17 protein-coding genes are annotated in these 18,997 nt (G+C 54.1%); 6 read left to right on the top strand and 11 right to left on the bottom strand.

Translation table 11 applies throughout. The features are described from left to right. The first annotated feature begins 75 nt into the window (after positions 1-75). On the top strand, positions 76-1,329 hold the full coding sequence (locus WC184_07205; GenBank protein ID MFA7477669.1) for a cytochrome P450: 1,254 nt from the start codon (positions 76-78) through the stop codon (positions 1,327-1,329). Between the two features lie 18 nt (positions 1,330-1,347). Here the strand turns inward: WC184_07205 and WC184_07200 are convergent, their stop codons facing one another. Further along, positions 1,348-2,322 carry a pirin family protein gene (locus WC184_07200; GenBank protein ID MFA7477668.1) on the bottom strand — a complete coding sequence of 325 codons (975 nt, stop codon included), beginning with the start codon at positions 2,320-2,322 and terminating at the stop codon, positions 1,348-1,350. A gap of 299 nt (positions 2,323-2,621) precedes the next feature. Between WC184_07200 and WC184_07195 the strand changes: the two genes are divergently transcribed. Then, positions 2,622-3,161, top strand: coding sequence for a hypothetical protein (locus WC184_07195; GenBank protein MFA7477667.1), 540 nt, complete (start codon positions 2,622-2,624; stop codon positions 3,159-3,161). A 38-nt stretch (positions 3,162-3,199) separates the two neighbouring features. Continuing rightward, a complete protein-coding gene (locus tag WC184_07190; GenBank protein ID MFA7477666.1) occupies positions 3,200-3,667 on the top strand; it encodes a hypothetical protein in 468 nt (155 codons plus the stop codon). Positions 3,668-3,716: 49 nt separating this feature from the next. Here the strand turns inward: WC184_07190 and WC184_07185 are convergent, their stop codons facing one another. The 7 genes from WC184_07185 to WC184_07155 form a co-directional block, all read right to left on the bottom strand. Then, on the bottom strand, positions 3,717-4,388 hold the full coding sequence (locus tag WC184_07185) for an ABC transporter ATP-binding protein (protein MFA7477665.1): 672 nt from the start codon (positions 4,386-4,388) through the stop codon (positions 3,717-3,719). Position 4,389: 1 nt separating this feature from the next. After that, complete coding sequence (locus WC184_07180) at positions 4,390-5,472, bottom strand: ABC transporter permease (GenBank protein ID MFA7477664.1); 1,083 nt, start codon at positions 5,470-5,472, stop codon at positions 4,390-4,392. Positions 5,473-5,617: 145 nt separating this feature from the next. After that, positions 5,618-7,060 carry a trehalose-6-phosphate synthase gene (locus WC184_07175; GenBank protein MFA7477663.1) on the bottom strand — a complete coding sequence of 481 codons (1,443 nt, stop codon included), beginning with the start codon at positions 7,058-7,060 and terminating at the stop codon, positions 5,618-5,620. Continuing rightward, entirely contained in the window at positions 7,041-7,925 is an 885-nt protein-coding gene (gene otsB / locus WC184_07170; GenBank protein MFA7477662.1) for a trehalose-phosphatase, read from the bottom strand. The genes WC184_07175 and otsB overlap by 20 nt, the downstream gene beginning before the upstream one ends. Positions 7,926-8,022: 97 nt before the next feature. Next, positions 8,023-9,000, bottom strand: a complete 978-nt coding sequence (locus WC184_07165; GenBank protein ID MFA7477661.1) for a magnesium transporter CorA family protein — start codon at positions 8,998-9,000, stop codon at positions 8,023-8,025. A 94-nt stretch (positions 9,001-9,094) separates the two neighbouring features. Next, positions 9,095-10,279, bottom strand: coding sequence for a hypothetical protein (locus WC184_07160; GenBank protein ID MFA7477660.1), 1,185 nt, complete (start codon positions 10,277-10,279; stop codon positions 9,095-9,097). Then, complete coding sequence (locus tag WC184_07155) at positions 10,272-10,730, bottom strand: sigma-70 family RNA polymerase sigma factor (GenBank protein ID MFA7477659.1); 459 nt, start codon at positions 10,728-10,730, stop codon at positions 10,272-10,274. Before WC184_07155 ends, WC184_07160 begins: the two co-directional genes overlap by 8 nt. Before the next feature lie 81 nt (positions 10,731-10,811). On the opposite strand from WC184_07155, the gene WC184_07150 reads away from it, so the two are divergent. Both WC184_07150 and WC184_07145 read left to right on the top strand, forming a co-directional pair. Further along, positions 10,812-11,294 (top strand): TlpA disulfide reductase family protein, encoded by a 483-nt coding sequence (locus tag WC184_07150; GenBank protein ID MFA7477658.1) that lies wholly within the window; start codon positions 10,812-10,814, stop codon positions 11,292-11,294. A 62-nt stretch (positions 11,295-11,356) separates the two neighbouring features. Further along, positions 11,357-11,911 carry a methylated-DNA--[protein]-cysteine S-methyltransferase gene (locus tag WC184_07145; protein ID MFA7477657.1) on the top strand — a complete coding sequence of 185 codons (555 nt, stop codon included), beginning with the start codon at positions 11,357-11,359 and terminating at the stop codon, positions 11,909-11,911. A 65-nt stretch (positions 11,912-11,976) separates the two neighbouring features. Here the strand turns inward: WC184_07145 and WC184_07140 are convergent, their stop codons facing one another. Next, positions 11,977-13,332, bottom strand: a complete 1,356-nt coding sequence (locus WC184_07140; GenBank protein ID MFA7477656.1) for a cyclopropane-fatty-acyl-phospholipid synthase family protein — start codon at positions 13,330-13,332, stop codon at positions 11,977-11,979. Between the two features lie 214 nt (positions 13,333-13,546). Here WC184_07140 and WC184_07135 point away from each other — a divergent pair, with 214 nt between their 5' ends. Then, positions 13,547-14,086: a hypothetical protein gene (locus tag WC184_07135; GenBank protein MFA7477655.1), complete on the top strand. Its 540-nt coding sequence runs from the start codon at positions 13,547-13,549 to the stop codon at positions 14,084-14,086. 19 nt (positions 14,087-14,105) lie between these two features. Here the strand turns inward: WC184_07135 and WC184_07130 are convergent, their stop codons facing one another. Both WC184_07130 and WC184_07125 read right to left on the bottom strand, forming a co-directional pair. After that, a complete protein-coding gene (locus tag WC184_07130) occupies positions 14,106-17,510 on the bottom strand; it encodes a carboxyl transferase domain-containing protein (protein ID MFA7477654.1) in 3,405 nt (1,134 codons plus the stop codon). A gap of 214 nt (positions 17,511-17,724) precedes the next feature. Then, on the bottom strand, positions 17,725-18,957 hold the full coding sequence (locus WC184_07125) for an acyl-CoA dehydrogenase family protein (GenBank protein ID MFA7477653.1): 1,233 nt from the start codon (positions 18,955-18,957) through the stop codon (positions 17,725-17,727). Between the last annotated feature and the right edge of the window lie 40 nt (positions 18,958-18,997).

The following is an 18,997-nucleotide window of genomic DNA, read 5'->3' as shown; positions in this document are numbered from 1 at the left end:
GCGTGCTAGCAGTCAGCCTTTCGACAAGTTGCGCTATTGTGACGCCAGACACAGCACTGAGATTTGGAGAGAGTGATGGGTGCAGGCTCAATTTTGACTGACCGGGGATTTTGGCAGTTGCCCTTGGAAGAGCGCATGCTGGGATTTCAAAAGGTCCGCGAAGAAAGTGCATTTGTTCCGGCCCGCCTCGAATTTCCCGAGGTTGGAATCTCGGAAGACTTTTATGCCATCACGCGGCACGCAGAAGTATTAGAAATCAGTCGCAGGGCTGACGACTTTTGTTCCGGCAAGGGCGCCGTAACTATTCAAGATATGGCCGAAGATGCACTTGAGTTCTTTGGATCTTTTATCAACATGGATGACCCTCGGCATGCTCGCCAGCGTGGCATTGTGGCGCGTTCTTTCACTCCCCGTCAGCTTCAGGGGGTCCTCGACAGCGTAGAAACCATCGCTAATGAAGTCATCAATAGCTTCTGTGAGGAGGGTGAGGTTGATCTTGTTGAGGTGCTTTCACAGCCGTACCCGCTCCTGATTATTTGCGACATGATGGGCATCCCGCGTAGCGAGTTCCAAACAGTTCTCGACGCTACCAACGTGATTTTAGGTGCTGGCGACCCTGAATTCTTGGGTGGCAAAACCCAGATAGAGGCCATCTTCGAAGCGGCCATGTCGCTTGAAGCCCTCATGCGGGAACTTGGCGAAGAACGTAAGCGGAACCCAACTGATGATCTAACCTCGAAGCTGGTTCATAACGATGTCGGCGAAGACATGTTCGACCCTGCCGATCTAACCCCGTTTTTTATCCTGTTGGCGACTGCTGGCAACGATACCACTCGAAACGCCATTTCATACGGGGTGAAGCTGCTGTCGGAAAACCCCGATCAGAAAGCTATTTGGGCTAATGACATCGACGGAGTGACGCCCACGGCGGTGGAAGAAATCGTACGGGTGGCTTCACCGGTAACCTTTATGCGCCGTACCGCCACCCGAGACGTAGAGATTTCGGGTCATCAGCTACTTGAAGGTGACAAGGTCGTCATGTTCTACGGTGCTGCTAATCGCGACCCACGTAAGTTTGAGAACCCTGAAGTCTTTGACGTGTTGCGCACGCCCAATGATCACGTTGGGTTTGGAGGACCGGGCCCTCACTTCTGCCTGGGCGCTCATTTGGCTAGGCGTGAACTAAACGTAGTTTTTCGCCAGCTGCTCACTCGGTTGCCCGATATGGAACTGGCTGGTCCGCCAGTTCCACTCGATGCAGTAGGTATTCCTTTGGTGGCAGGTATCAAACACATGCCAGTGCGATTTACGCCCACCGCCCCTGTCTAACGGTCCAAAGTTCCGGCTTTAGTTTCCGTAGGTGTGAGGCATAATGGCGTCGTCTGGAATGACCCCCAAACGACCCGATTGGTAATCCTCCACCGCTTGAACCAGTTCGTCTTTGGTGTTCATCACAAAGGGGCCGTAGTGGACCATTGGCTCACCAATCGGTTCACCGCCCAACAGCAGCACTTCCATGGAATTGGTACGGCTGTCTTGTGATGCGCTGGCGGTTAGCAACAACCGATCGCCAGCGCCAAAGGCCGCGGTTTGGCCCATTTTGATGGGTGCATCTTCAGGGCCAATGGTCCCTTCACCAGCAAATACGTAGGCCAAGGCGTTGTAAGTGCGTTGCCAGGGCAATGAAAGGCGTTCCCCGGGGGCAATTGAGGCGTGGATCATGGTTATGGGCGAGTGGGTAGAGCCTGGCCCTTGGTGGCCATCCACTTCGCCAGCGATGACACGAATCAGCGCGCCGCCATCTTCTGAGGCCAACAGCAACACGTCGGAAGCTTCAACAGCTTGGTAGGCCGGTGGAAGCCATTTGGCTTTAGCGGGAAGGTTGACCCAAAGTTGGAAACCGTTGAAGAGGCCCCCGGTTTTCATCATTTCCGCTGGTGGGGTCTCGATATGGAGAATGCCCGAAGCGGCGGTCATCCACTGGGTGGCACCCTCGGTGATTAGTCCTCCGCCGCCATGGGAGTCTTGGTGTTGGAACTTGCCATCAATTAGGTACGTCACGGTTTCAAAGCCGCGGTGCGGGTGCCAGTCGGTGCCTTTAGGCTCGCCGATTCCATAGTCGATTTCACCCATGTGGTCCATCATTATGAAGGGGTCGGTTTCGGTGTATGGCAAAGCCGCCATGGTGCGCCGCACCGGGAAGCCCAGACCTTCAAATCCGCTCGGGCCCGTGGTTATGGCCTTTACTGGCCGTTCAATTTCTTCGAGATTGGCGCTTGTGACTCGTGGTAGCACCATCGTGTCAGCGGTTACAGCAGGCATGCGAGCTCCTTTGGTGGGAATGGTTGGGTTCTGGTTGTGGAAAGGCGGGTTCGTTTGGGTGGTTGTGATTCTTAGTTAACCAAGAGTCTACCAACTATAAACATGATACGTCATATATTATTCCCCATTGGTGAATGTTTATCTCTGAGGATCTAACAAGATGGTGTGACCGGTCCTCGCTCATGCGCCAGGGTTGGCTCGGGATGACAAAAGGTTCGGCAGTTGTGTAACCGTTCTGGGCTTTTGGGTGTCTAGGGTGGTGACTTGTCTCCGACATAGGCGTGAAAGGAAAGTGTTTGATGATTTCTGGTTCTCGAGCGAGCCACTCTTTGTTGGGCCGACTGCTGGCAGTGGTTGCTGTTGGTGCTTTGTTCTTTGGTGGGGTGGTGGCCTGTTCGTCAGATTCTGAATCTGAAGGCCAAAATGGCCAAGGTGTGAATCTAGGCCAAGCATCTAGCGATGTTGATAATGACGGCGATGAAGGTGCCGAAGCTGACAATGGCGCCGATGAAGGTGCTAGCTCTGATGCCGGGTCGCAAGAACGTTCAGATTTGCCAGATGGCTTTCCAAACATCCCACTGCCAAATTTCACTAAGTCAAGCACTTTGATGAGTGGAGACAACCCGGGTGGCACCTTTAGCGTTCTGCTAACTATTGATCCCTCGTTGAATAAATCTGGCGACGACCTAATTGAGGAATATCGAACCCAATTGGTGGGCGAAGGCTTCGAGGTGCTTGATGAGGGCCCACCGTCGGCAGAGCTTGAGAATGATGAATGGACGATTTATTTCCACTCGTCCATGGACGGAACGCTGACGGTCGCCGTTTCCCCAAGATAGGCTAATGGCCAACTCTATCTAGGCGGTTAGGGGCGGTCATGCGTCGTTCGTCAGATGTTAATGCCACGGCAGAGCCCAACATGAGTGGCAAACCCGAGATCTCACCGAAAGAAATTAAGGCTTACCGGTGGAATCTGATAGCTCTCGCCGTAGTGGTCATAAGCGCCGTTTTGGTTCTTTTAGTGCCGACCGGCAGCAGTGTAGAAGTCTCGGTCGTGCAAGACGAACTTGGTGCCCGTACCGAAACGGTGACCAAAGATAGTGTGTCTCTGCTTGAGAACGAAGGACCATCGGTTCTGATTCTCATGGCTATCCCGGTGCTCTTAGTTGCCGTGCCGTTGATATTGCCCGTTGCACGACGTCAGCAGGCCCGAGTTTTCGTGACTGGATTAATGGGTGTATTTATTGTGCTCGGCATGATGAGCATCGGGGTGTTCTTCATTCCGACACTGACCGTGATGATGATCTCGGTGCTCGTTAACCGATCGAAAACCCCAAGATTCTGATGACACAGATTGCCATTCAGCAAACCATTATCGGGCTGCCATAGGTGAGTTAGATGGCCGAAAGTGCGCCGTGGCTCAAATGTAAACGGATGCTTCGCGAAGGCAACTGCTCGGGAGCATGAGTCACAATAACGGTCGCCGTTTGTTGCTCGGTGGTTAAATTAGCCAACAGTTGCATAACCTCTCGGCCGCGGTCCTCGTCGAGGGCCGCGGTTGGTTCGTCGGCTAACAAAACTGATGGCTTGCCCATCAACGCCCGAGCAATGGCCACCCGTTGGCGTTCACCACCGGATAGTTGGGCTGGTCGGTGGCCAAACCGCTCGCCGAGGCCAACCTCAGCTAACAAGTTCTTGGCTCGGCTTCGCGCTTCTGAATCCAACTTTCCGGCTATGTGGGCCACTAGTTCCAACTGTTCGAGCGCGGTGAGAGAAGGCAGGAGATTGGCCGATTGGAAAATGAGACCGATGTGGTCTTGGCGAGCTTTCGTACGTGTGCGCTGGTTGGCGTTCGTGAAGTCGTCACCAGCGATGACTATTGTGCCGGAGCGAGGTTCTCGCAGTAGTCCAGCCACCGCAACAAGGGTTGATTTACCTGAACCTGAAGCTCCGGTGATTGCTACCAGTTCACCAGACTCAACGGCCAAGTCGGCCTTATCCAGAATAACCAGCTCTTCGGGACCGTCTTTTACCGTGACGTTGATGTTTTCTAGACGAATGCTCACCTTAAACTCCTGCTGCCATCGCCACGGCCGGGTCGACACTGGTAATTCGCCGTAGAGCAATCAATGATCCCAACATGCCCGCCGCTATGAGAAGCAGTGCCGTGGTGAGCAGTGACGTTGGTTCAATCCGAAAAGGAACCTGGTCGCTAACTACTGCGCCAATAGCCGCCGCGATAGCGGTACCTACCAAGGTGGCAAGGGTAATCACCACCGCCAGCTGGCCCAGCGCGTCTCGAATTACGTAAGTGGTGCTTGCTCCGAGTGCCTTCAGCAACCCAATTTGATGAGTGCGCTGCACGGTCCACACTGTAAAGAAAGCTCCAATCACCATGGCGGCAATTACGATCAAGAAGCCTCGGATTAGCGACATGGTGGCGCTTTCAGCCGCGAAACCGGGTGAACCGTTGTATGCCGCTGTTTTGGTATGCACCACGGTGTCAGAAGCGTTTGCCAAGGCATGGAGATCGGTGTCGCCAGTATCTCGAATGGCTATAGCGTTAAACCTACCTCGAGCGCTTTCGCCAAAAACGAGCTGTTGCCAGACCTCAAGGGAAGTAAAAGCGATATCCACGTGGCCATAAGAACCGCTGTAGGTGAAGCCTAAGATTGGAATTGTCGTGTCGGGGCCGATGATTGTGAGCTCGTCGCCCACAGCCAGACCGTCATCTAAGAATTCATCGCTTAGCACGATTCCACCCTCTGTTAGAGCGTGTTCAGCCTCACCCGTAGGCGCCAGAAACGACCCCGTCGAGGTACCGAACAAGGCCAAATCGATTGTTTTGCCCTCGGGTGTGCGTGCATTGAAGAAAGACATACCAACCGGTGCCGCATCGTCAGGCATGGCCTCAAGCCAAGGCTCCGCGTTGTCAGAATCCAAGCTCGAGCGGCTGAATTCCACTCCCGCTCCTTGTTGAAACGCGAGATGAGTTAGCGGCAAGCGCCGTAAACCTGAAATTCCATCATCCACAAGTCCTGTGGCTAAACCTGAAAGCAGGCCTGCCAAGAGGGCAACCAGTGCGATTACGACGCCAACCAGCACGAAGCGTCCGCGGGCAACCCAAAGGTCGCGCCAGGCAAGGAACATTCAGTAATCCTTAGTTCGAAGAAGTTTGATCTAGACCGCCACGGTGTAGATCACCGACCGGCTAAGCATGTACCAACAATCAAGTATACGTTCCCTAAACGCCTGTTTGTGGTCGAGTGGCTTGGCGAGCGTGGTGCTGAGGTGCTTACTTGGTGGGTGCTTGGCGAGAGGTAGCCGCTAAGTCATCTAGGAATCCGTGTGCCCACCCCACGGCATCGTTACGCTTAACGGCGGTTCGCATCCGCTCCATACGTTCTCTAGCTTCTGGTGGTGCCATCGAAACAGCCTTTACGATAGCATTTTTCAGGGCATTGATGTCGTATGGATTCACGATCAAAGCGTCGGACAACTCGTCAGCGGCGCCAGCAAATTCTGAAAGCACCAGCGTCCCGGTGAAGTCGTACCTGGTGGCGACGTACTCTTTGGCCACCAGGTTCATACCGTCTCTAAAAGGCGTCACCAACATGACATCGGCGGCTCGATACATGGCCATTAGGTCGTCGAAGTCGACGTCTTGATGTAGGTAATGCACCACCGGAAAGCCAACCCGGGAATGATCACCGTTAATTTGGCCCACCAGTCGATCAACTTCGGCACGCAAAGTGATGTAGGCCTCCACGTCGTCACGGCTTGGTTGAGCCACTTGCATCATGGTGACATGGGCGGGGTTCAGTTCACCGTCATCCAATAATTCGCCCAACGCCCGTAGTCGAAGATCAATTCCTTTGGTGTAGTCCAATCGGTCAACGCCTAAGAGCACCGTGTGGGGTGTACCTAGGCGGGCTCGCAAATCGCGTGCCGATTCTGTGGTCTGGTCGCTCATGGCGGCCTCTTCATAGGTATTAAATGAAATACCAATCGGGTAAGCCGACGCTCGTGCGGTGCCGGTGGGGGTCTTTATCAGGTCACCCTCAACCGAATCAGCCAGATTTAATTGTTGAACTAGACGGCGGAAATTAGCGGCTGAGGCCGGGGTTTGAAAGCCGACCAAATCGGCGCCGAGCATGCCGCTGGCTAATTGGCTTCGCCACGGTAAGGCTACAAATAACTCGGGAGGTGGAAACGGGATATGTAAAAAGAAGCCAATGCGCAGATCAGGTCGCAGCTCGCGCAACATGGCGGGCACCAGTTGCAATTGGTAGTCGTGTACCCACACTAAAGCACCTTGGTTAGCTACCTGGGCTGCGGCATGAGCATAGTGTTCGTTTACTCGCCGGTATCCGTCGAACCAACGCCGGTGAAACTCGGCCGGTACCGCTTTGTCATGATAAAGCGGCCACAACGTGCCATTCGACATTCCATCGTAAAAGAGCACCTTTTCATCTTGGGAAATAGTGACTGGATGAAGATAGAGTGCATCCAAATCGAATGGGTCTTCGGCGCCATCGCTCCCGGTCCAACCAATCCAGGCGATACCTTGGTAACGGGTTAACGCAGGTTCTAAGGCTGATACTAATCCTCCGGGACTTTGCACCCAGCCGCCTTCTTCTTCGCCTTCGGATGGGTCTTCCGATGGTTCTTCCCAACGTACCGGCAACCGGTTCGCCACAATTACTAGGTCAGCATGTCTATCTTGTTTCGTGTCCATGAATAGTCTCAGTCTGCTGTTGCAAAAAGTTGGTCAGGTTGTGCAGCCATTCTTGTACCTGCCCCGGATCGGCCAACTTAAAACGTGCCCAGGTGCGGCGGTTCTCAGCTATAGCCTGAGTTTCGCTGGCTACCACGATGGTTATGTCAGCGTCGCCACGGGCCACAAAAGCGTCTTCGTCGGTGCGGTCATCCCCGATGTAAACCACTAGCCCCCGAGGCAGTAATCCCCACTGCTTAACAATCCAGTGTACCGCATGACCTTTGTGCCAATCGAGAGCGGGTCGAACTTCGCTGACCCGTTTTCCGGTAGTTATCAATACTTCATCGTGTTGGGAAGCCACGGTTTTCACCGCTTGGCGAACCATTTCCACTTGGCCTGGGGCTACTTGGCGGTCGTGAACACTAAGACCGAAAGGTTTCTCTTCTACTATCGCGCCAGCCACGTCGTTGAGGGCGTCGTGCAATTCTTTGGCTATAGAGGAAAAGACCTCGTGATAACGGGCGGCGTCTACAGGATGATGCACTTCACCGTTTGGCTGAAGAATCTCAAAACCATGGCTGCCAGCAATGTAAAACGAGGAGTTTGGAAGCCTGGCTTTTACCTCGGTGGCTTGGCGTCCGCTGATAATGGCAGTTGGAACCAGCGAGGCCAGCCGGGCAATAACGATGTCGTTTCCAGCCAGGAGTTTGGCATCGTCGGGGTCGTCGACAATGGGAGAAAGCGTGCCGTCGAAATCTAAGCAGACTCCCACCGGCCTTGCGCCAATTAGCGTTTCAAAATCAAAGGTCGAATCGAGCGCGTTGGGCAAGCTCGAGACAAGGCGTTCGGCTCTGGTCATGCCGGGCTGACTCTGCTCTTCCATGTCTTTACCCTAGGCCGCAAAATTTGGGGCTGTGTTGCTTCGGGTGGGCATTAGGTCTTCTAGAACCGATTCGCAGTTCCGAGCATGGTTGGGTTTGCTATATCCATTCTTTGCGGCGAAACACGACGTAGAGAATGATTGAGAGCACCACAATTAAACCAACGGATGTGGCAAGCCCAGCGGTATTTCCATAACCAGGAAACGGTACGTTCATGCCGTAAAAGCCTGTCACTAGCGTTGGAACCGCCAGGATCGCGGCCCAGCTCGTTACCTGTTTCATGATTTGGTTTTGGCGGTAATCGCGCAGGCTCAAGTTGGCTTCAGCGATGCTGGTTGCCATATCGCGCAAAGCCTCGCTTGATTCGGTGAGTGTCAAGGTGCGGTCGTAAAGGTCTTGGTAGTACGGCCGAACCTCCTCTGGGGTGGTGGTTGCAGGCCGATAGGTCATGGCGCTCAATGACTCTCGGGTGGGGTTTATGAGTCGATGAAAGTTCATCAGAGCTCGCCGCATCAAGAACCACTGGCGCTGATTACCTGGAGAAATGGGGTGTTCTGAAAAAACTTGCTCGCTCAAATCGTCGAGGTAATCGTTAAAAACTTCTGCCATGTCGTCATAGCTATCTAACAGATTACTGAGCAGTGCATACAGAAAAAACGCGACTTGCTGACGACTGGAAACCTCGAAAGAATCCCAATCCTGGTAAACCTGCTTAAGCGGAAAATATTCGTTTCGGTGAACCACGATTACCCAATTGCTGCCAAAGAAAACGCTAATTGGGCTTTGGCTCACATGAGATGTAGAGACATTGAAATGTATGGCTCGAAGGGTTATAGCGAAATGGGTGTCATATCGACTAAGCCGCGGTCGTTGACGAGTGTTCTCGAGGGCATCGACGGCTACGTCGTGTAGGTCAAAGAGGTTGGCCAACGTTTCGAGTTCACTAGGAGCTGGCTTGAGGAGATCAATGATAATCACCGAGTTCGGCTGATTAATGTAATTCGACACCTCAGCCATAGGGGCGTCGGTGAGTACCAACTCCCCCTCGACGTACACACGGCTATTTAGCGAACTCATCGAGTTCATTCTTCCATGCTCGCCGGTTGTTGCAACGAGTAAAGCCCCTAGTTATACGTAGCGGCTAAGGGGCGTTGCAGAAATAGCCGTTGAGCTAACCAGAGTTTGGGTCTAGCGCCACAAGGAGATTGGTCATTAGTTCGGAACGTTGAAGACTGTTCATCGAGTCATCGAAATCGATGCGTAGGCTGATCACTCGAGAATTGCGAGCTTGGTCAACGCTCCATTCGTTGTTGGATAGTTTTGAAGCATTGTCTTCAAGGTCCGTTAACTTGGCCTCAAGCTGCTCTTTTAGTTCTATTGCTTGAGTCTCGGTGGCGCTGACGATGACTATATGAGCTGCACTTACTTGAGCTTCCCACCAGTTGAGAGGTGCTAGCGCGATGGCTGGATAGGTGTCAGCTTCGCCGGGAGCCTCATTGAGAGTAATGGCCGCAGACCAGCGACTGTGTTGTCGTAGGTGGTTGAGAACTTCACGTGCCTGATCGAGGCTGTCGCTCTCGGTCGGTGCGTCGAGTATTTGGTCGATGGTCCCTTTTAGTGATTCGGTTGAACGGGTGGCCACGAACAGACCATCTACTAGGGCCACACGATGACCAAAGGAACCAAGAATTGAGGGTCGGTCGTACTGAGCGAAATCTTCTCCCCACGAGTAGTAGGTGACGCCGCGGTGTTCGGCAGTTTCAAGCAGGTCTACCCAATCGGTGTTGTTATGAATTGTGGCGTCAAGATTTTCGGCACTGAAATCTCCGCTAAGTACCCAAGTCTCCTCAGGTGGGAAACCCCACCGAATTGCGGCAGTTATATCGAGGGGGTCGATACCAAATTCGCTCAACCATAGATTTGGGTCAGTCCCTTCGGTAGATGCTTCGCCATCAAGCGATCCACGCATGGCCAATTGAAGGGCAATGGTTAGGTTCTCAGTGGTTAACTGGCCCGATTCGAAGCCAAAGTGGAAGTCGACATAGTCGATCGGGGCTATATCGGCAGCTTGGGTCCAATTGACAGCTCGGAAAATGTTTAGATCAACGGGACTCGAGGCGACTAGATCGTGGCCGTCTTTTTGGTTGACGTAGACGAGGGCCGCTGCTGCGACCACCACCAGAATCACGGCTGCGGCGACGAGAGCTTGGAGCTTTAGGAGTCCGGCTTTCGAGGCGGTTAAATCCACTGCTCTCGTAGCGGCGGCTCGTTCTCGCGCCTCGGTGGCAGTAATCGGTCTTGAGCCTTCCCCGTTATAATCGACCCACGCTTTTATCTGTTCTTCGATGCTAAGCATGGTCCACCTCCAAATGGCGTCGGAGACCATTCAGGCCACGTTTGAGATGTGTTCCAACAGAGCTTTTTGAGATATTTAAAGCTTCTGCTACCTCGTCATACGTCCAGTCACAACCGTAAACTAAGACCACTGCAATGCGTTGTGACTCACTCAACTGTGACAAGCCAGCGGCGAGCTCAGGTTCAAACTCCGGAATCCGACCCACCCGATCGACATAAGGCATAAGGCCTTGGCGCTTCTGCCGGCTTTTTGATTGAGCCACCCGGAACACGTACCCTCTCGGGCTGCGCATCGAACGGACCCGATGCCAGTTCTCCCACGCCCAAGCGAGGCCTTCTGCCGTTGCATCACGACCGTCTTCTGGGCCGTATAACGAAACCAGAGCAGCGCGAAGGCTTGCCTCGTGGGCTTCGACAAAGTCATCAAACTCTGTCTCTTGAAACTGGCTCATACCTATAGAGACCGTTACATAGGAGGTTGGGACGACACCAGATTACGAAATAGTTCTTCCTGGAAACGGTAGGATTGGGGTGTGATTCCGGTTAGTCGAGCTGAAATAGCACCGCCGCTGCAGGTGGATAAGTGGTTTAATGCGGCCGCTCCGATCACCTTAGATGAGCTTCGTGGCCAGGTCGTGGTGATAGAAGCGTTCCAAATGCTGTGTCCCGGTTGTGTGGCTTACGGTTTGCCCCAGGCCCAACGGATTGCCACCACTTTTAGCAACGAAGTAACCGTGTTGGGGCTGCACACAGTCTTTGAACACCATGCTGCCATGGCCCCGGTGTCGTTAGAAGCATTTCTGTATGAGTACCGCATTAATTTTCCGGTTGGGGTTGATACACACTCCGATCCCGAAGGGATGCCCGCCACCATGCAAAGCTACGCGTTGGCAGGTACACCAAGCCTTCTTTTAATCGATAGAGCTGGGCGTTTACGGCTAAATGGTTTTGGACACCTAGATGATCTGGCGCTTGGTGCCGCTATCGCCCGACTAATTGACGAACCGAGCCCGTAGCCATCGTCGGTGCCGTCTGATACGTGCGGTAGGTTAATGGGTAGATGCATTAGGGAGGCTCGATGCCAGAGCACATGAAACAGTTGGCGAACCTGGGTGATACCACCGAAATTTGTGTAAGCACAATGTCGTCGCCGGTGGGTGAGTTGTGGTTGGCTGCTAGCGCTACGGGGTTGCGGGCATTGATGTGGCCCGGTGAGTACCCCGAGCTGCAACGGCTTAGTGGCCCCAAAGACATTGGCGATAAAGCTGCCGCAACCGCGATCTTAGAGCAAGCCAAAACCGAGTTGGAGGAATACTTTGTTGGGGAGCGGCAAAGCTTTTCAATTCCGCTCGACCCGGTAGGAACGGAATTTCAGCTGGCCGCGTGGCAAGTGCTGCGTACAATTCCCTACGGCGAAACCATTTCCTATGGTGACCAGGCTCGGGCGCTGGGCGACATCAAAAAGTCGCGTGCGGTTGGGGGTGCCAATGGTCGTAACCCCATCAGTATTATCGTGCCGTGTCACCGTGTGGTCGGTGCGAATGGGAAACTCACCGGCTTCGGCGGCGGTCTTGACACCAAATCGTGGTTATTGCACCACGAAGCCAAAGTAAGCGCACAAGTTCTGGTTTAACTTCGATTTTTGATTTTGTGATGCTTGCGCCTCAGCGATTCTGCGTTGCTGGAACGTGGCACTCCTCAACTAGCAAAATCGTGTCGAGTGCGAGCCATACCGCTTTCACCTTCAGAACTGGGTTTCACTCCAAGGACCTGGTGCACCCCGAGGCCTCCGTCTTCAAAGCCGACTGCCGAGGCCGCCATATACAGGTGCCAGACCCTGGTACGTTCCTCGCCCACCAAGCGCGTTACCTCACCGCGGTGTAACTCTAGATTTGCCACCCAATGCCTCAGGGTTTCAGCGTAATGTTCTCGTAAGCTCTCGACGTCGCGAACTTCAAAGCCGCTAGATTCCATGGCTTGAACGACGTTGCCCACGTCGATCAATTCACCGTCGGGGAACACGTAACGGTAAATGAAGCTGCGGTTACCCAGCTTTGAACCACCGACGCTAGAGATGGCATGGTTCAAAAGGCGACCGGTCGGCCGTAGAAGATCGTTTAGAATGCGGAAATATTTGGCCATGTGGACCTTGCCCACATGTTCAAACATGCCAATGGATGAGATAGCGTCGAACGTTTCACCACGCAGGTCGCGGTAATCTTGCAAGCGAATTTCCACGCGCTCGGAAAGGCCAGCTTCGGCAACTCGCTGTTGTGCGAGTTCGGCCTGTTCCTGGCTGATAGTAACGCCTACCACGTTCGCCTGATGTTCCAGTGCGGCGTGCATCGCCATCGAACCCCAGCCACAGCCGACATCTAAAAGCCGTTGATCCGGTTTTTCATGCAAACCAAGTTTGCGACAAGTTAGCTCGTGTTTGGAAGCTTGAGCTTCGGCCAGCGTCATCCCAGGCTCAGCAAAGCGAGCACAGGAGTAAGTCAGTGAGGGCCCAAGAATTAGCCTGTAGAAATCATTGCCGACATCGTAATGATGGCTGATGTCCGAAGCGTCGCGTCGTTTGGAGTGACGCCAGCCTTTAACCCGCGCTTCAGTTTGCGGGGCCTCCGGCGGCAGGTGGAAAAGATCTAGCTTCTGGGCGGCAGTGAGCACCGCAGGTAAGGCGCGCAGTCCTTTATGGATAGCTCGGCCCGCGGGTCGTAACGCCTTGATTAGCGCAAAAATATCACCCTTAAAATCGATTTCACCGGCGACATAGGCCCGCCCCAAACCAAGTTCGTCAGGCGCCCAAACGATGCGCTGTAGTGCATTTTGAGAACGTACAAAAATGCGGCCAGCGGGGTTTGGTGCACCGATTGATGAGCCATCCCAAAAGACAAGCTCTACCGTGATCTCGCCCAAAAGGCTGTGAACAAGCGGCTCTATTAGCTCTGCTACCGTGGCGGTTGGGCCCGACGAGGTGGGGTCCTGATCGCCATTCGATGTGGCATCAGCATGCTCTACGGCTGCCATTGCTGCCTCCGTATTATCTAGTGGCATTTCTACTAACCCTAATGTGACCTACGTAAAGTCGGCACAGGTTTTTTTCTTCAGTTGGGACTAAAGACCTCTAGATATTATTTCTACGAATAGCTAGAATTATCTGTCAAGGCTAGGTCGGGGCGTGTAAAAGCCGCTGACTCGACAGTTTGGCGTGAGGAGTACTGACGTGTGTGATCATTGCGGTTGTCGAAACTTTGCACCAATTGCGGAGTTGACCGCAGAGCACGTGGAGATTCTGGCCTTGGCCTGGCAACTTACCGAAGCACACCAGGAAGGTCGTAGTGCACCCGAAGGTGTGGCCAAAGAGCTGTACGCCTTGTTGGAGGTGCATGATGCCAAAGAAGAGGTGGGGCTTTATCCAATCTTGTCGGCCCTAGGTGGGCTCGACGACGATGTGCGGGCACAACTTGAGGCCGAACACGCCGAATTGTTCGAGGTTCTCGACCACGGCGTGTTCGACCGCAAGGTTTACTACTCCCTCGAATCACATATTGAACTGGAAGAACACGAACTTTTCTCGGGTGCCATGCTTCGATACGACGAAGCCGAATGGGAAGAAATGAGCTTGGCTCATCACGCCGTGGAACACGCCTTTGGCCGTCCTCACAGCCACGGTGAGGACGATCATCACCACGCCCATGGCGCTGGTGCGCACGAACATTCTCACGAACACGAACATGTCCACGGACATGCTCACCCCGGCCAACCGGCAGCGGTGGCACCAGTTACCGCGACGGAGCCAGTTCACTAGCTATCTTTGAACGCTGTGCCTACCAGGCGTCGATCCAGGGTAATTTCTTGTCGGTTCTGACGGGTCGCGGCGGTAGTGCGGCCAAGGCATTGCTAATCCACCGACGAGTGTCGGCTGGGTCGATCACATCGTCAAGCGCAGGCGTTAGACCCTGTGCCAGGGCTTTGCCTCGCTCATAGGCGGCTGCCACCATCGATTCGTAAGTGGCTTGGCGTTCATCGGGGTTTTCAATGGCGGCCAGTTCGTTGCGATACCCGAGCTGCACTGCTCCCTCTAACCCCATGCCGCCGAACTCTCCGGTTGGCCACGAAATTGTGAACATTGAGGCCTGATAGCTGCCACCAGTCATGGCAATGGCGCCAAGTCCGTAGCTTTTTCGCAGAATCACCGCCAGTAATGGAACGCTGAGATTCGCCCCGATTACGAACATTCGTGAGCAGTGGCGAATTAGTCCCGTAGTTTCTGCTTCGGGGCCCACCATGTTCCCGGGGGTGTCTGAAAGTGAAACGATTGGAATGTCATAAGCCTCGCACAGCTGCATAAAGCGGGCGGCTTTGTCGGCGGCATCAGAGTCGATGGCACCGCCCAGGTGCATTGGGTTGTTGGCCATAATACCCACGGGGTGGCCTTCGATTCGGGCGAATGCGGTGATCATTGCTAAACCGAAATTAGGGCGAAGTTCAAGAACCGAATCGGTGTCGGCCATGGTTTCTATAAGTGAGCGGATGTCGTAGGCCCGAACCCGATTTTCGGGAATGGCACGGCGCAATAAGCGCTGGTCAGCGCATTCCCAGTTTTCAGTGGACCCCTGAAAATAACTCAGGTATTGCTTAGCGATCGCCACTGCCTCGGTTTCATCTTCTACCAACACATCGATCACACCGTTTTGTTGCATCACCTCGATGGGACCGATTTCTTCAGCTCGAAAAGTGCCCAGACCACCACCTTCAACCATGACCGGACCGCCCATGCCAAGGCTGGTGGATTTGGTGGCGATGATAACGTCGCAACAGCCCAACAGCGCGGCGTTTCCGGCAAAACAATTACCCGAAACTATGCCAACCAGTGGCACCGCCCCGCTTAGCTTGCCCCAGTACTCAAAACCTCGGATAAAGCCGCCCCCTTCCGTGTCTCCCGGTCGGCCGCCGCCCCCTTCAGCAAAAATCACGGTGGGTAGACGCCACCGCAAGGCCAATTCGGCAATGCGGTCAAGTTTGAAATGGTTATTGGCGCCTTGAGTGCCTGCCAACACGGTGTAGTCATAGCCCATAACTGCTATTCGGCTTTGTTCCACAGAAAACAGGTGGCCATTGACATGCGCCGTTCCCATCACGAACCCGTCGGCTGGGGTTTGGGTAATCAACTCTTCGATGGAGTTGCGGCGCCGCCTGGCGGCCACGGTGAAGGCACCCCATTCGGTGAAAGTGCCAGAATCGCAAAGATCGTCAAGATTCTCTCGAACCGTGCGATGGCCCTTGGCATGCCGACGTGTCACTGCTTCGGGGCGGTTGGCGTCGAGGGTATAACGGCGACGGTCTAGAACTTCACCTAGATCACGGCGAATTTCATCGAGATCGAAGATTTCGGTTTCTTGGGGCGTATTATTGGCAACAAGATCAGCTGGTTCCAAGACAATAATGGGCTGACCTTTGGCAACCGTATCGCCCACCTGCGTTAAGACCTGGGTGGCGACTCCGGCGGAATCAGCTAAGACCAGATGTTCCATTTTCATGGCTTCGATAATGAGTAGCTCATCACCATGGTTAACTGTGTCACCGCTCTTGACTAGAACTTCAACGACGGTGCCATCGGTGTGAGCAGTAATGGTGTGGTTACCGTTTGGAGGTGCTGATATTGTTGCGAATGCTGGTTGTTTTTGGTTTTTGGGAGTTGCGGCGTCGGTCGATGTTGAGGTCGAGGTGTTTCTTTGCTGGGCCGGTGACGCTAAAAGCGCTTTGTTAAGCGAAGGCGATGCTTCCACGCCCACGGTTTCGTTGTTTGAATCCAAGAGCTCGTCTAAGTGCTCATCAATGAAGGTGGTATGAAACTTGGCTGCCTCCACTTCGGGGCGTGCTAAGAGCTCCAATAGAAACGACTGGTTGGTTTCAACCCCCTCGATATTGGTTTGATCAAGCGCACCTCGAGTTTTCGCTAATGCGGTGGACCAAGTTCCAGGTGAAGTCACAATTAGTTTTGCCAATAACGAATCGAAGCGGGGGTTAGTGTGGTGTCCACTTCGGAAACCGGTGTCCATGCGAATGCCACGCCCGGTAGGGGGCTCAAAATCGTGAAGTGTTCCAACTGCGGGTGCCACTGAACCGTTGGTTTCCATAGTCTCGGCGTTGATGCGAACCTGAATGGCAATTCCTTTAGGCGGTGAAATTGCCGCCGAAGACAGACCCAATTCTGCTAGCGTCTTGCCTTGTGCAATCTGTAGTTGCAGCGCCACAAGGTCTAGGCCGGTTACCTCTTCGGTAACCGTATGTTCAACCTGTAGTCGAGGGTTAGACTCAATGTAAATAGCGGTTTGCTCGGCTACCAAGAATTCGACGGTTCCGAGGCTGTTATAGCTGGTCAGCTGCCCTAAAGTGACAGCATACTCGAACAGTTGCTGGCGAATTTCTTCGTTAATCATGAAGGCTGGCGCAACTTCAACCAGCTTCTGGCGGTGACGCTGCAAGCTACATTCACGATCCCACAAGTGGAGAACTTCGTGGCCATCACCAACGATTTGCACCTCGACGTGGCGCGCCTCGGGCAAAAACTCTTCAACATATAGCTGTCCGTTTCCAAAGGCAGCTACGGCTTGGCGTGTACAGGCGGTGAAGGCTCTTTCTAGCTCAGCGCTGTTGCGCGCGATTCGCATTCCTCGGCCTCCACCTCCGGCGATGGCCTTTATCATTACCGCCGGATCGCCAGACCCTGCTTGGTTGACACGGTTTGCAGGGCCGATGTTGCTCGACAATTCGGAGGTCGATTGCAATGCAGCCAGAAAGTCTTGAGCTTCGCCAAGCGAGGTAGGGCCGTTGGTGCCACGTAGCACCGGTATGCCAGCTTCGGCTGCCATTGTGCGTGCTGCTGCCTTGTTCCCAAAAGCGGCTAGCGCCTGCGGGTTTGGACCTATGAAGGTGAGCCCTGCCGCAGCGCAAGCGAGTGCAAAGGCCGCACTTTCACTCAGGAAACCGTAACCAGGATGTATTGCGTCGCAGTTCATTTTGCGAGCGGCACCAATTACGGCGTCGATGTTGAGGTAGGCACGAGGGCCAGTTTCGGCAAGCGTTACCGATTCGTCGCACTGCGACACATGCCAGGCATGAGCCTCATCTTCAGAGGCCAGAGCAATAGTGGTGATGCCTAGATCGGCGGCGCTTTGAGCAATTCGAACAGCAATTTCGCCTCGATTGGCGATTAGCAAACGCTGCATGTGTTCCCCCTTGCGAACTGCCTTGCATCTTAACGGCAACCTACGCAGTGCTATGCTTATAGGTATGGCAACTGCGGCTTCGACTGCTTTGAGAGAGAAAGTGGACCGTCACCTATCTGAGATCAAAGATGCTGTTTTGAAACATGGTGGCGTGTCGATTTCGCTATTCGGCTCGGTGGCGCGTGGTGAAGATAACTCAGCTAGCGATATCGCTTCAGTAATTCCTGGCTTCGCGGTAGGGCACGTCGGCGAAGGGGTTGGGTTCGCGGGGGAGCCCAAGGGCACGTTCCCCTAAGATATTTCGCTGAATTTCATCGGTACCACCCGCTATTGATTGGGCTGGTACTGAAATTAAAATCTCGGCCAAAATTCCATCTAATGGGGCCCGAGAGTCGGTGCCAGCCAAAAGCCCACCTGTGCCAGCGATCATCCCGTGAACTTTGGCTGCTTGGCGCGCTACCTGGCTAAGTGCCAGCTTGCCAATAGAGCCTTCAGGCCCTGGTGGACGCCCAAGAGCACGAGCCGCCTGGGCACGGTCGGCGGTCCAACCCGCCGCGCGATTCATAGCAATAAGGCGAGCCAGCTCTTGTCGGATGATCGGATCTTGAGCTCGCCCAGAATCTTGAGCATGGCTGATTGCCAAGTCGGCCCGCCCGGCTCGTTGTGGGTACCAGGAATAAACCTTCGCTGACTCTGCGGCCTCGGCCATTGCCTCTTCTAAAACTCGGCCCGGATCTACCCCTCGAAAATTTCCGCGCCCTAGAACCGCGAAGCGGCGCTCATGCGCCAATGTTGCTAACGCGGCTGCCCAACCTTCATTAACCGTGCCCACCACCCAATCTTTGGGGATGCGAGCGTCGGTGAGAAAGACCTCATTGAAGGAGTCGTGGTAGTTCATTTGCCGTAGTGGCCGAACTTCAACCCCGGCCTGTTTCATGGGCAATACGAAGTAAGTTATGCCCTTGTGTTTGGGGACGTCCCAATTAGTGCGTGCCAGTAACATGCCTAAATCGGCATGGTGGGCGCTGGTATTCCAAACTTTTTGTCCATTAACTACCCACTCATCCCCATCTAGCACTGCGGTGGTGGTCAGGCCCGCTAGGTCGGAACCAGCGGTTGGCTCGCTAAATAGCTGGCACCAGGTTTCTTCTCCGGTCAATAGCTTGGTTAGAAAGCGTTCGCGGCTGAAATTAGGGCCTTGTTCCAAGATTGTGGGCCCGGCCAAACCAACCGGTAAACCAGGCAACGCGCCTACTTTACGCAGTGCATTTGCTACCACCGACTCGCTCCAAGCGGGCAAGCCTCGGCCATGCCATTCTGCTGGCCAAGAAGGAACGCCCCAACCCGACTCGGTGAGGCGTTCTCGCCATTTCCTTAGCGAAAGGTTTGGGTCCCAGTTTTCTTCCGCCCAAGTGCGCGCCTGCACAGCAATTTCAGCTTCGGTCACGGTTACACCAGTCGATCTTTCTAGAGAACGGTTAACTATG

It is taken from the genome of Acidimicrobiia bacterium (assembly GCA_041676705.1).
Taxonomy (GTDB): Bacteria; Actinomycetota; Acidimicrobiia; order Acidimicrobiales; family SKKL01; genus Actinomarinicola.
The sequence above is the reverse complement of the archived record's forward strand: the minus strand, read 5'-3'. Positions and strand labels throughout refer to the sequence as shown.